13 protein-coding genes are annotated in these 13333 nt (G+C 64.1%); 6 read left to right on the forward strand and 7 right to left on the reverse strand.

The annotated features are described in order from the left end of the window. Positions 1-118 precede the first annotated feature (118 nt). From gpmI to KXR72_RS17695, 4 genes are all read left to right on the forward strand, one after another. Positions 119-1654, forward strand: a complete 1536-nt coding sequence (gene gpmI / locus KXR72_RS17680) for a 2,3-bisphosphoglycerate-independent phosphoglycerate mutase (protein WP_437422399.1) — start codon at positions 119-121, stop codon at positions 1652-1654. 103 nt (positions 1655-1757) lie between these two features. Continuing rightward, positions 1758-3017 (forward strand): murein hydrolase activator EnvC family protein, encoded by a 1260-nt coding sequence (locus tag KXR72_RS17685; protein WP_437422400.1) that lies wholly within the window; start codon positions 1758-1760, stop codon positions 3015-3017. A 43-nt stretch (positions 3018-3060) separates the two neighbouring features. Continuing rightward, a complete protein-coding gene (locus tag KXR72_RS17690; RefSeq protein ID WP_437422401.1) occupies positions 3061-4389 on the forward strand; it encodes a S41 family peptidase in 1329 nt (442 codons plus the stop codon). A 12-nt stretch (positions 4390-4401) separates the two neighbouring features. Beyond that, positions 4402-5211, forward strand: a complete 810-nt coding sequence (locus KXR72_RS17695) for a divergent polysaccharide deacetylase family protein (RefSeq protein WP_437422402.1) — start codon at positions 4402-4404, stop codon at positions 5209-5211. 55 nt (positions 5212-5266) lie between these two features. On the opposite strand, the gene KXR72_RS17700 is transcribed toward KXR72_RS17695, so the two are convergent. From KXR72_RS17700 to hisB, 7 genes are all read right to left on the reverse strand, one after another. Further along, positions 5267-6013 carry a substrate-binding periplasmic protein gene (locus KXR72_RS17700; RefSeq protein WP_437422403.1) on the reverse strand — a complete coding sequence of 249 codons (747 nt, stop codon included), beginning with the start codon at positions 6011-6013 and terminating at the stop codon, positions 5267-5269. A gap of 282 nt (positions 6014-6295) precedes the next feature. Next, the gene (locus KXR72_RS17705) at positions 6296-7042 is read right to left on the reverse strand and encodes a substrate-binding periplasmic protein (protein ID WP_437422404.1); all 747 of its coding nucleotides are present in this window, start codon (positions 7040-7042) and stop codon (positions 6296-6298) included. 84 nt (positions 7043-7126) lie between these two features. Then, complete coding sequence (gene hisF, locus KXR72_RS17710; RefSeq protein ID WP_437422405.1) at positions 7127-7897, reverse strand: imidazole glycerol phosphate synthase subunit HisF; 771 nt, start codon at positions 7895-7897, stop codon at positions 7127-7129. 96 nt (positions 7898-7993) lie between these two features. Further along, entirely contained in the window at positions 7994-8737 is a 744-nt protein-coding gene (hisA, locus tag KXR72_RS17715) for a 1-(5-phosphoribosyl)-5-[(5-phosphoribosylamino)methylideneamino]imidazole-4-carboxamide isomerase (protein WP_217475896.1), read from the reverse strand. A gap of 35 nt (positions 8738-8772) precedes the next feature. Next, positions 8773-9033 (reverse strand): DUF2164 domain-containing protein, encoded by a 261-nt coding sequence (locus KXR72_RS17720; protein ID WP_437422406.1) that lies wholly within the window; start codon positions 9031-9033, stop codon positions 8773-8775. Next, complete coding sequence (gene hisH / locus KXR72_RS17725) at positions 9033-9671, reverse strand: imidazole glycerol phosphate synthase subunit HisH (protein ID WP_019341946.1); 639 nt, start codon at positions 9669-9671, stop codon at positions 9033-9035. Before hisH ends, KXR72_RS17720 begins: the two co-directional genes overlap by 1 nt. After that, positions 9671-10264: an imidazoleglycerol-phosphate dehydratase HisB gene (gene hisB / locus KXR72_RS17730; RefSeq protein WP_019341947.1), complete on the reverse strand. Its 594-nt coding sequence runs from the start codon at positions 10262-10264 to the stop codon at positions 9671-9673. The genes hisH and hisB overlap by 1 nt, the downstream gene beginning before the upstream one ends. Before the next feature lie 317 nt (positions 10265-10581). On the opposite strand from hisB, the gene panM reads away from it, so the two are divergent. Both panM and KXR72_RS17740 read left to right on the forward strand, forming a co-directional pair. Next, positions 10582-10980 (forward strand): aspartate 1-decarboxylase autocleavage activator PanM, encoded by a 399-nt coding sequence (gene panM, locus KXR72_RS17735; RefSeq protein WP_437422407.1) that lies wholly within the window; start codon positions 10582-10584, stop codon positions 10978-10980. 121 nt (positions 10981-11101) lie between these two features. After that, the gene (locus KXR72_RS17740; RefSeq protein WP_437422408.1) at positions 11102-13327 is read left to right on the forward strand and encodes an AsmA family protein; all 2226 of its coding nucleotides are present in this window, start codon (positions 11102-11104) and stop codon (positions 13325-13327) included. The last annotated feature ends 6 nt before the right edge of the window (positions 13328-13333 follow it).

The raw sequence follows: 13333 nt of genomic DNA on the forward strand, positions 1-13333 counted from the left end.
AATGCGGGCCAGTATACACAGCCCCCCTACCAGGCTGAACCCTGCGAATCGTGACGCCAAACCGGCCAGCCAGTAGACTGGCCGCCATTTTCGCGCCCTCGTGCAAGGAGCCAGATACATGCCTGCCGCGCCCAAACCTCTCGTACTGATGATCCTCGACGGCTTCGGCCACAGCGATAATCCGGAATTCAACGCGATCCATGCCGCCCGCACGCCGGTCTATGACCGCTTGCTCGCGACTCAACCGCACGGGCTGATCTCAGGCAGCGGCATGGACGTCGGCCTGCCGGACGGCCAGATGGGCAATTCCGAGGTGGGCCATATGAACCTGGGCGCCGGCCGGGTGGTGTATCAGGACTTCACCCGCGTGACCAAGTCGATCCGCGACGGTGATTTCTTCGCCAACCCCACCATCTGCGAAGCGGTCGACAAGGCCGTCAATGCGGACAAGGCCGTACACATCCTCGGCCTGCTGTCCGATGGTGGCGTGCACAGCCACCAGGATCACCTGGTTGCCATGGCGGAACTGGCAGCCAAGCGCGGCGCCGAAAAAATCTACCTGCACGCATTCCTCGATGGCCGCGACACACCACCGAAGAGCGCGCAATCCTCGATCGAACTGATGCAGGCGACCTTCACTCGTTTGGGCAAGGGGCGGGTCGCCAGCCTGATCGGTCGTTATTTCGCCATGGACCGCGACAACCGCTGGGACCGCGTCGAGCAGGCCTATCATCTGATCGTTGACGGCAAGGCCGACCACCATGCCGACTATGCGGTCGACGGCCTGATCGCTGCCTACGAGCGCGGCGAGAGCGACGAATTCGTCAAGGCCACCACCATCGGCGAGCCGGTCCGAGTGGAGGATGGCGATGCCGTCGTCTTCATGAATTTCCGCGCCGATCGTGCGCGCGAGCTGACGCGCTGCTTTGTAGAAGCCGATTTCGAGGGCTTTCAGCGTGCTCGCGTCCCACAGCTGGCCGGCTTCGTGATGCTCACCCAGTATGCGGCGAGCATTCCGGCACCGTCGGCCTTCGCACCCGAGGCCCTGACCAACGTGCTCGGCGAATATCTGGCCAACAATGGCAAGACTCAACTGCGAATTGCCGAGACCGAAAAATATGCGCACGTGACCTTCTTCTTTTCGGGCGGCCGCGAAGAGCCGTTCGAAGGTGAAGAACGCATCCTGATCCCATCGCCGCAAGTCGCGACCTACGACTTGCAGCCGGAGATGAGCGCGCCGGAAGTCACCAACCGCATCGTCGACGCCATCGAACATCAGCGTTACGACGTCATCATCGTCAACTACGCCAACGGCGACATGGTCGGCCACACCGGTGTGTTCGACGCAGCGGTCAAGGCCGTCGAGTGCCTGGACAGTTGCATGGGTCGCATCGTCGAAGCGCTGGAGAAGGTCGGTGGCGAGGCTCTGATTACCGCCGATCACGGCAACGTCGAGCAAATGGAAGACGCGATGACCGGCCAGGCACACACGGCGCACACCTGCGAGCCGGTGCCCTTCATCTATGTCGGCAAGCGTTCGGCGCGCATTCGCGAGGGCGGCGTGCTTGCGGACGTCGCCCCGACGTTGCTGACGTTGCTGGGCATGCCAGTGCCAGCCGAGATGACCGGTCGTTCGATAGTCGAACTGAGCTGACAGCCCAATCGGGAAGCCAGGCCCAGCTTTGGCAGGGCCTCAAGCTTCCCGATCATTTTTTAGGCATACTACGGCGGTCGTCGAACTCTCGGTTAGCTCCCCCATGCCTCGTATTCTTTTAGCCCTGGTGCTCGCCTGCCTGCTCGGTCCGGCCATCGCCGATGAACGTGCCGACGCCCGCCGGCAGATCGAAGCGGCACGGCAGGACGTTGCCGAATTGCAAAAGCTGCTCAAGCAGATCGAGCAGGAGAAATCCACGGTCCAGAAGCAGCTGCAAACCACTGAAAGCGAGATGGGCGAGCTGGAAAAGCAGGTCGACTCGCTGCAACAGGAAATCGATCGCAGCGAAGCCGAGCTTGACCGCTTGAACGAGGAGAAGACGACGCTCGAAGGCGCCCGCATCGAGCAGCAGCGTCTGATCGGCATTCAGGCTCGCGCGGCCTACCAGAGCGGCCGTCAGGAATACCTGAAACTGCTGTTGAACCAGCAAAGCCCGGAGAAGTTTTCCCGCACGCTGACCTATTACGACTACCTGAGCAAGGCGCGCTTCGAGCAGGTCGAGGGCTTCAACGAGACGCTGCGCCAGCTCGCCAATGTCGAGGCTGGTATCGAAGCGCAGCAAGCAACCCTCGCCGAACAGCAGGACGGCCTCAAGCAACGCCGCGAGCAGCTGGCCGAAGTACGCCAGAAGCGCCAGCAAACCCTGGCCAAGCTGGACCGCGACCGGGCCAGCCGCGACCAGAAACTGCAGGCGCGCAAGCAGGAGCAGGCACAGCTCGAGCGCGTCCTCAAGATCATCGAGGAAACCCTTGCCCGCCAGGCCCGCGAAGCGGAACAGGCTCGCCAGCGCGCCTTGGCACAGGCCCGCGAGCAGGAGTCGCAACGCCAGCAGGCAGGCCGTGCTTCGACGCAGCCCAGCGGCCCTGTGGTCTCAAGCGCGGGCGGCAGCTTTGGTGGCCCCTTCGCTAGCGCCAAAGGCAAGCTGCCCTGGCCGGTGGACGGCCAATTGGTCGCGCGCTACGGCACTCCGCGTGGCGGCGATGCTCGAACCAAATGGGACGGCGTACTGATTGGCGCGCGTGTCGGCACTCAGGTCCGTGCCGTCCATGGCGGCCGGGTGGTGTTCGCCGACTGGTTACGGGGCGCCGGATTACTCGTCATCCTCGACCACGGCAACGGTTACCTGAGCCTCTACGGTCACAACCAGAGCCTGCTGCGGGACGCGGGAGAGATCGTCAAGGCCGGCGACCCCATCGCTACCGTAGGCAACAGCGGCGGACAGGAATCTGCCGCCCTGTATTTCGCCATTCGCCAGCAGGGCCGCCCCAGCGATCCTGCCGTGTGGTGTCGCGCGCAAGGATAGGCCGCCCGGCCGCAAGCGCACCCCCTCTCAACTGGAGTTCGACATGCTGCACCTGCGCCGTTTCGCCCAACCTTCCACCCTCGCCCTGGCGATCATGCTGGGGATGCACGGTAGCGCCTGGGCCCAGGAGCCGCCGGCAGAGGCGGAGCCGGCCGCCATCGAGGCGCAGCGCAAGGCGCCCCTGCCACTGGACGAGCTGCGCACCTTCGTCGAGGTGCTGGACCGGATCAAGGCCGCCTATGTCGAACCGGTCGATGACAAGACCCTGCTGGAAAACGCCATCAAGGGCATGCTCAGCAACCTTGATCCGCATTCGGCTTATCTGGAGCCGGAAGCGTTCGCCGACCTGCAAGAAAGCACCAGCGGCGAGTTCGGCGGCCTCGGCATCGAGGTGGGCATCGAAGACGGCTTCATCAAGGTCGTCTCACCGATCGACGACACGCCCGCCTCCAAGGCCGGCATCGAAGCCGGTGACCTGATCGTCAAGATCGACGGCAAGCCGACTAAAGGCATGTCGATGATGGATGCGGTGAACATGATGCGCGGTAAGCCGGGCACCGACATCGCACTATCGCTCGTGCGCGAGGGAGGCAAGCCGTTCGACGTCAAACTCACCCGTGCGGTGATCAAGGTCAACAGCGTCAAGAATCAGATGCTGGAGCCCGGCTATGGTTACCTGCGTGTGACCCAATTCCAGATCAACACTGGCGAAGAAGTCGGCAAGGCGCTGGCCGCGCTGCGCAAGGAGAACGGCAAGAAGCTCAACGGCCTGGTGCTCGACCTGCGCAACAACCCCGGCGGCGTGCTGCAGGCGGCCGTCGAGGTGTCCGATCACTTCCTCACCGATGGGCTGATCGTCTACACCAAGGGGCGCATCGCCAACTCCGAGCTGCGCTTCAACGCCGATCCGGCCGACGCCAGCGAAGGCGTACCGCTCGTCGTGCTGATCAACGGCGGCAGCGCCTCGGCGTCGGAAATCGTCGCCGGCGCACTGCAGGATCAGAAGCGCGGCGTGGTGATGGGCACGGACAGTTTCGGCAAGGGTTCCGTGCAAACCGTCCTGCCGCTCAACAACGATCGTGCGCTCAAGCTCACCACCGCGCTCTATTTCACCCCTAATGGCCGCTCGATCCAGGCCCAGGGCATCGAGCCGGACATCGAAGTCACACGCGCCAAGCTGACCCGCGAGCAGGCTGCCGACGGTATCCGCGAGGCGGACCTGGCGGGGCACCTGGGCAACGGCAACGGTGGGCCGGATCGCCCCAGCAGCACGCAAGTGATCAGCGATTCGGAGCGCCCGCAGGACGATGACTACCAGCTCGGGCAGGCGCTGAACCTCCTCAAGGGACTGAACCTGACCCGCGGCCAGTAACCGGTGCGCCGGGTGGCGCTGCCGTGGCTGGCGGCATTGACGCTGTTCCTGCATGCCGCGGCGGCACCCGCCCCGGCGGCAGACCGTGCCAGCCCGCCTGAAGCCCAGCGGCAAGCTCCTGCCAGCAGGCCCAGGCTCGCTCTGGTCATCGACGACCTCGGTCAGAACCTGCACCGCGACCTACGAGTCCTGCAGTTTCCCGGGCCGGTCGCGCTGGCGATCCTGCCGGATGCCCCTCACGCCAGGGCGCTTGCGGAGAAGGCCAACAGTGCGGGCAAGACCGTCATGCTGCACATGCCCATGGCGCCGGCGGGTGGTCCCTACGCCTGGCGCCCCGGGCTGCCTCAGGACGCGCTTCAGCACCGACTGGACGAGGCGCTCCGGGCCGTACCGCACGCAAGCGGACTGAACAACCACATGGGCAGTGAAATGACCGTCAGGCAGTTACCGATGCTGGCCTTGATGACCGAGCTGCAACGGCGCCACCTTTTCTTTCTCGACAGCCGCACTAACCGGGGAACGGTCGCGGCGGCATCCGCCCAGCAGGTGGGGCTGGCCAGCCTGTCACGGGATATCTTTCTCGACGACGATCCAAGCCCCGCGGCAGTGGCCACACAGTTCCGCGAGGCGCTCGCCCTCGCTCGCAAACAGGGTTCCGTGGTGATCATTGGCCATCCGCACCGCAGCACATTGGCGCTGCTTGAGCGCGAACTGCCGCGCCTGGAGGAGGCCGGCATCGACTGGGTCGACATGGGCCAGATGATCGCCATGCGAGCCAACCGGGCTATGGCTGCGCACGGCCGCGATGGCGTCTATCGCTGACCAACAGCTTTCAGCACCGCCCCGCCCTGTTGCGGGTTGACCATGACATCAGGCGCTACAGATAGCGGCGCAGGATGACATCGATCGATCCGTCGCTCCGCATGTCGTTGAGTGCCTTCTGCAGGCGGCTCACCACCTCGTCGGGCGTCTGTTTGTTCAGCGCGAGGAACAGTTGGGCATCGTTGAATCGCAATACGGTGGTCAGACCGCCGACGCCCTCCTGCTTGGCGAGGTACGGGCCGACCGGGTCGGTGGTCGCCCAAAGATCGATCTGCCCCTTGAGCAACTTGCCGACGTTCTCCTGATCACGAAGCGAGTTGACCGGCTCGAAACCTTTACTTTCCAGATGCTGGCTGACCGCATCGTTGCGGTAGGCGCCGATCCGGTACTGCCTGGCCTCTTCCAAGGAGGTCAGGCGCAGCGAGCTGCCGGGTGGCGCAAGCAGAACCCAGCCGGTGCTCGCCAATGGCCCGACCCATTTGAACAATGGCTCACGCTCAGGGGTATAGGTGGTGGAGAACAGGGCCTGGTCGTGGTGCTCCAGCACCTGGTTGTAGATGCGGTCCCAGGGGAAACGCAGCGTGAGGCTGTAGTCCACACCGGCGCGCTTGAACATCTCCCGGACGATATCAGCATTGATGCCGCTGATGTTCCGGTCGGCAGCGTAATTCTTGCCGTCCGCCGCCATATTGAAGGGCGGGAAGTTCTCAGTCAGCACAACGAGTTTGTAATCGCTTGGCAATGCGGCCTGAGCCGACACGGCCGACAACATGAACAAGGCCACCGCAAACAAACGCTTCATCGAACACGCTCCCCTCATCGAACACGCTTGCACCGACGCCGCTGGCAGCCTGTCGTACAGGCACTGCGCCAGTGTTCCTCCATCTGGTTTAGCAAGTTGTGAACCAGGCGCACGCGAGCAAGCCGTGAAATGAGAAATCGGTCACAGCTAAGCTGTCATTTCGATATCACAAGGAGGTGTCGGGTAGAAATACCGGGCACTGTGCGGCCCTTGCCTCGCCGCGACGCCCGCGCGTTGCGCACGGGCTGGCGAAAGCGCCCCGTGATGGGGCGCGGGGGTAGGTCAGAGGTAGCGAGCCGTAATGACGTCCAGCGTGCCATCGGCACGCATGTTGTCCAACGCCGCCTGTAAACGGGCCACGATGTCGTCGGCGGTTTCCTTGTTCAGTGCCAGGTAAAGCTCAGCGCTGTCGAACCGCAGCACCGATTTGAAGCCCGTCACACCCTGCTGGCGAGCCAGAAATCGCCCCGCCGGGTCACCCGTGGCCCAGAGGTCGATGGACCCGTTCTGTAGTTTCTCGACGTTAGCCTGGTCACGCAGCGCTAATTGCGGTTCGAGTCCCTTGCTTGCAAGGTGCTCGGCGATGGCGTCGCCCTTGTAGGCGCCGATTCGATACTGGCGCGCCTGTTCGAGGCTGCTGATCTGCAGGTCACTGTCGCCTCGCGCCAGCAGCACCCAGTCGTCCGGCCCGATCGGCCCTACCCATTTGAACAGCGCTTCGCGCTCTGGCAGGCGCGCCGCGACGAACACGCCGTAGCCCGGCATCTCCAGCGCCATCTTGTAGATTCGCTCCCACGGGAAACGCAGGGTCAGGCTGTAGTCCACACCCGCGCGCTTGAACACCTCGCGCACGATGTCCGCAGCGATGCCACTGATGTTCTCGTCGCGCGCGAAGTTCTTGCCGTCGACGGCCATGTTGTAGGGCGGGAAATTTTCAGTCAGCAGGTGGATCCGTTCCGGTTCCGCCTGGGCCGCGACCGGGGCGAGTGAGAGGCCGACGGCCAGCGCAAGCAGGAGGGGTTTGAACATTTTTCAGGGGTCCTTGATGACGCAACGGCCGCTGCTGGCGGCCGTGTCCTTGGGTGTGGTGATATGTCCGCCGGGCGGCGGTTGTCAGCGCATCACGATGCCGCAGCTGGCCATGTAGGCCTTGGCTTCCGGCACGGTGTACTCGCCGAAGTGAAAGATGCTCGCGGCGAGTACCGCATCGGCCTTGCCTTCAAGGATGCCGTCGGCCAAGTGCTGCAGATTGCCGACACCGCCGGAGGCGATGACCGGGATGCGCACCGCCTCGCTAATGGCGCGCGTGACACCGAGGTCATAGCCACTCTTCACACCGTCCTGATCCATGCTGGTCAGCAGGATTTCGCCAGCGCCAAGGGCTTCCATCTTCTGCGCCCAGAGCACCGCGTCGAGCCCGGTGGGCTTGCGACCGCCATGGGTGAAAATTTCCCAGCGGCCGGGCTCACCGGGCTTCGAGACGCGCTTGGCGTCGATCGCCACGACGATGCATTGCGAGCCGAAACGATCGGCGGCTTCACCGACGAATTCTGGGGTGAACACCGCGGCCGTATTGATCGACACCTTGTCGGCACCGGCATTGAGCAGGTTGCGGATGTCTTGAACGGTGCGCACGCCGCCGCCCACGGTCAGCGGAATGAACACCTGGCTGGCCATGCGCTCGACGGTGTGCAGCGTGGTGTCGCGGTTGTCGACGCTGGCGGTGATGTCGAGGAAGGTAATCTCGTCGGCGCCTTGCTCGTCGTAGCGGCGCGCGATCTCCACCGGGTCACCGGCGTCGCGGATATTCTCGAACTTGACGCCCTTGACCACGCGGCCGTTGTCCACGTCGAGGCAGGGGATGATGCGTTTGGCCAGGGCCATGCTTTTCTCCGAAAAGAGCTTGAAGCCTTAAGTGCAGAAGCGGGAAGCCGGTCGAGCAGCTTCGCTTTCAGCTGCCGGCTTCCAGCTCACGGCTTGTTACTCGTCTTTGAACTTCAGATCGCAGAGCGCCTGCGCTTCGGCGACGTCGAGGGTGCCCTCGTAGATCGCGCGCCCGGTGATGGCGCCGATGATGCCGGGCGTGTTGGTGTCGAGCAGCTTCTGGATATCGCCAATGTTGTGGATGCCACCGGAAGCGATCACCGGGATACGACTGGCATTGGCCAGCGCCACCGTGGCCTCGACGTTGCAGCCCTGCATCATGCCGTCCTTGGCGATGTCGGTGTAGACGATCGCCGAGACGCCATCGGCCTCGAACCGGCGGGCCAGATCGACGGCCTGCACACTGCTGACTTCCGCCCAGCCGTCAGTGGCCACGAAGCCGTCCTTCGCGTCCAGGCCGACGATCACTTTGCCCGGGAAGGCGCGGCAGGCTTCGCCGACGAACTCGGGCTGCTTGACCGCCTTGGTGCCGATGATCACGTAGCTGACGCCGGCGCGCACGTAGTGCTCGATGGTTTCCAGCGAGCGAATGCCGCCGCCGATCTGGATGGGCAGGTTCGGGTAGCGCTTGGCGATTGCGGTGACCACTTCACCGTTGACCGGCTGGCCCTCGAAGGCACCGTTGAGGTCGACCAGATGCAGGCGACGGCAGCCCGCTTCGACCCACTTCGCGGCCATGGCCACCGGATCATCGGAAAACACCGTCGCGTCATCCATCAGGCCCTGACGCAGACGCACGCAGGCGCCGTCCTTGAGATCGATGGCGGGAATAATCAGCATGGCTCGAACCTGTTCAAATCAAGTGTCGGTTAAGGTCAGCTCTTCTCGAGCGCCCACAAGTCGCTCTCGATGCTTTCGAACCTCTCTTTGAGGTGCGTCTGCACGTCGAAAATCGCCTTGTTGTAATACAGCGGAGCGATTTCACGGGCGAACAGATCAAGCACTTCCTGCGCTTCGAACGAGCCCAGCTCCAGCTCGAAACGGTCTTCCAGAAAGCGCTTGATGGTCTGTTGCGCGGCCTGCTCCTGAGCGGAATCCAGCGTCAGGACCGGAGCCTTTGGCTTGGCCCGGCTCATTACCAGCGGCCATCCCAGGCGGCGAAGTTCTGCAGCAGCTGCAGGCCGTGGGTGTGGCTTTTCTCGGGGTGGAACTGCACGGCGAAGCGCGAGCCGTCGGCCAGCGCGGCGGCAAACGGCTTGCCGTAGCGACCCCGCCCGACGACCTGGCGCGGCTGAGCCGCCTCGACGTAATAGCTGTGAACGAAATAGAAACGGCCGTCAGCTGGGATGTTGTGCCACAACGGATGGCTGACCGCTTGCTCCACCTCGTTCCAGCCCATGTGCGGCACCTTTAGGCGCTCGCCATTTTCTTCCAGATCCTTACCGAAAAAGCGCACCCGACCTGGAAACAATCCAATACAGTCAACGCCGCCGTTCTCTTCGCTATGTTCCATCAGCGCCTGCATACCCACACACACGCCAAGGAACGGCCGATCCACGCTAACTTCGCGCACCAACTCATCGAAGCCCAGTCGACGGATTTCGGCCATGCAATCGCGAATCGCGCCCACGCCGGGAAACACTACGCGGTCCGCCTCGCGGATCACCTGCGCATCGCTGGTGATCAGTACCCGGCCGGCGCCCACGTGTTCGAGCGCCTTGGCGACCGAATGCAGGTTGCCCATGCCGTAATCGATGACTGCGACGGTCTGCATTACAGGCAACCCTTGGTCGATGGCATCTGCCCGGCCATGCGCTCGTCCAGCGTCACGGCCATGCGCAGCGCGCGGCCGAAGGCCTTGAATACGGTTTCGATCTGGTGATGGGTGTTGTGCCCGCGCAGGTTGTCGATGTGCAGGGTGACCAGCGCGTGGTTGACGAAGCCCTGGAAGAATTCCTGGAACAGATCGACATCGAAGCCGCCGACGGTGGCGCGGGTATAGGGCACATGCATCTGCAAACCCGGGCGACCGGAGAAATCGATGACCACGCGCGACAGCGCCTCATCCAGCGGCACGTAGGAATGGCCGTAGCGGGTCATGCCCTTCTTGTCGCCCACCGCCTTGGCGAAGGCCTGGCCGAGGGTGATGCCGACGTCTTCAACGGTATGGTGATCATCGATGTGCAGGTCACCCTGACATTCGATGTCGAGATCGATCAAGCCGTGGCGGGCGATCTGATCGAGCATGTGCTCGAGAAAAGGCACGCCGATGGCGAAGCGGCTCTTGCCAGTGCCGTCCAGATTGATGGTGGCCTTGACCTGGGTTTCCAGGGTGTTGCGCTCTACGCAAGCCGTACGTTCGGACATCAACAGCTCCGCTGATCATCGGGCGAAAAAGGCACGCATTATAGGCGTAAACCCGTACCAAGGGATACGCGCCCGCCGGCCGGATCGCCTCGCGCGGACCGGCAGATCGCCCCGCTCCCCCCTGCTGCACGGGCAACCGCATCGGATATCTCGAGCCCGCGCGGATAGATCAAGGACCCGCGCATCGCCTCTGGGCGCCCATGAGCCGTGTCCAGGCGCAACACCGGCGGCCAACCCGCGCAGGCAGGGTGCTGTCGTGCGATTGCCAGAATGCGGGGTTATGCTTGCCGGCATCTTCCGCACAGGTGCCCGGCCGTATGCCCGTCTACGTCGAAACGCTCACCGACCCCAGCCCGCAGGATCGCATCGACCTGGCGAAAATCTATGCCGACGCGCCCGCCTGGCTGCTCGTGCCCCACGCCGATGCCGAGGCGTTGATCGACAGCGCGCTGGCCGACGGCAGCCTGATCGCCGGCCGCTTCAATGACCGCCTACTCGGCGCCGCCCAGCTTCGGCGCAACACAGATCATTGGCAGCTTTCACACCTCTGCGTGCGCAAGGTCACCCGGCGCCGTGGCGTCGGCAAACGCTTGCTCGACGAGAGCCTGCGATTGGCGGCCGAGGCCGGGAAACCGCTGCGCCTGGCCGCGCCAGCCGGCCATCTCGACGCCCAGGCGCTCGCCGCTCGCACCCATCTGCCGCTGGACCTGATCTGAGGCCCGACCGGCCGCAGGAACCGCGGCGCCCACATCGACTCCAACACGCACCGCGCCGCCCGGCCAACCTGCGGCGCTATACTCGCTGCCTTTCAGAACGCAAAAACACAAGGACTCGTCCATGAAAGCGCTCGGCAAGATCCTGGGCCTGGTAATCCTCGGGTTGCTGCTGGTACTCGTCGGGTTGGGCTTCGCACTCACCCACCTCTTCGACCCCAATGACTACAAGGATGAAATTCGCAAGCTTGCCCGCGACAAGGCCGGCCTCGAACTGAACATCGCCGGCGACATCGGCTGGAGCCTGTTTCCCTGGCTGGGTCTTGAGCTGCACGAAACCACCCTCGCCAGCGCCCAGACGCCCGACCAGCCCTTCGCCGACCTGCGCATGCTCGGGTTGTCAGTCCGCGTAATGCCGCTGCTGCGCCGCGAAGTGCAAATGAGCGACATCACCGTCAACGGTCTCAACCTGATGCTCGCCCGTGACGAACAGGGCCGGGGCAACTGGGAAGGCATCGGTCGCCCGGCGAAGCAGGGCGACACCGAGCAAGGCGCGGAGGCCGAGCCAGCCGAAGCGCCCGCCGATACCGAGGCGGAAACGACCGGCAGCACACGCCCGCTGCGCCTGGACATCGACAGCCTGACCATTACCGATGCTCGTGTCGCCTACCATGACGCCCGCAGCGGCCAGCAGCTCAGCGCCGAAGGCATCGAGCTGACCACCGGCGCTATTCGTGAGGGCAGCCCGATCCCGCTCAAGCTCAATGCCTTCTTTGGCAGCAACAAACCGGTCATGCGGGCCCGTACCGAGCTGCAGGGCTCGCTGAGCTTCGACAATCGCCTGCAGCGCTACCAGTTCGAGGACATGCGCTTGAGCGGCGAAGCATCGGGCGAGCCGCTGAAAGGCAAGACCCTCAACTTCAGCGCCCAAGGGCAGCTTCTGGCCGACCTGGCCGCCGATGTGGCCGAGTGGACCAGCCTCAAGTTCACCGCTAATCAGGTGCGCGGACTTGGCGAACTCAAGGCGCGCGATCTCAACGACCAGCCCAAGGTCGCCGGCACGCTGTCTATCGCGTCGTTCAACCTGCGTGAGTTTCTTGAAGGCATCGGCCAGCCGCTGCCGGTGATGGCCGACGGCAACGCCCTGGGCAAAGCCGAACTGGTCACGCGACTGGCCGCCACGCCGACCAGCCTCATGCTCGAAGAGCTGGACCTGAAGTTCGATGACAGCCGCTTCACCGGCCAAGCCGGCATCAGCGATTTTGCCCGCCAGGCCGTGCGTATGGACCTCAAGGGCGACCGGCTCGATCTCGACCGCTACCTGCCCCCTGCGCAAAAGGACGATCCGGCGGGCGCCGCACGCCAAGGCGAGGTCGATGCCACCGAAGCCGCGGTGATCGGCAGCGGCACCACCCCGCTTCCGGACAAGCCGACCCAGCACGCCTGGAGCGACGAGAAGCTGTTGCCAGTCGAGACGCTGCGCAAGCTGGACGCGCGCGTCGTGGTTACTGTCGCCAGCCTCACCGCGAAAAAGCTGCCGCTGGAGAACGTCAGCCTCAACGCACGCAGCGCTGGCGGCCAGCTTGCTGTCGAGACACTGCGCGCCGGCCTGTACAACGGGCGCGTCGAAGGCTCGGCGACCCTCGATGTCCGGCAGGCGCTGCCGCAGATCGGCCTGCAGAGCCGGCTGATCCATGTCCCCATCGAACGTCTTCTGCAAAGCATGGGCGAGAAAGTCATCATCAAGGGGCTGGTCAATCTGGACGGCGACTTCCGCACCCAGGGCAATAGTCAAAAAGCTTGGATCGACAACCTCAACGGCAAGGCCGGCTTCATCATCGACAATGGCGTGCTCGTCGATGCCAACCTGGAGCAGCAAGTCTGCCGCGCCATCGCCACGCTCAATCGCAAGCAGCTGAGTGGCGACCCTCGGGGCAAAGACACCCCCTTCCGTGAACTCAAGGGCAACTTGGTCGTGAGCAATGGCGTCGCCACCAACCGCGACCTCAAGGCCAGCATCCCGGGCCTGACGGTCAACGGCGAAGGCGATATCGACCTGCGTGTGCTGGGCATGGATTACCGCGTCGGCATCCTCGTCGAAGGCGACAAGGGCGCCATGCCCGACCCGGCCTGCGAGGTTAACGAGCGCTACGTAGGCATCGAGTGGCCGCTGCACTGCCGGGGGCCGCTGGAGCTCGGCGCCAAGGCGTGCCGTTTCGACAATGACCGTCTGGGCAAGATCGCCGCACGGCTCGCCGGCGAGAAACTCAACCAGACCATCGAAGAAAAGCTGGGCGACAAGGTCAGCCCGGAACTGAAGGATGCGCTCAAGGGGTTGTTCAACCGATGATCACCG

The sequence above is a fragment of the Stutzerimonas chloritidismutans genome, assembly GCF_051486945.1.
Classification (GTDB): Bacteria; Pseudomonadota; Gammaproteobacteria; order Pseudomonadales; family Pseudomonadaceae; genus Stutzerimonas; species Stutzerimonas chloritidismutans_B.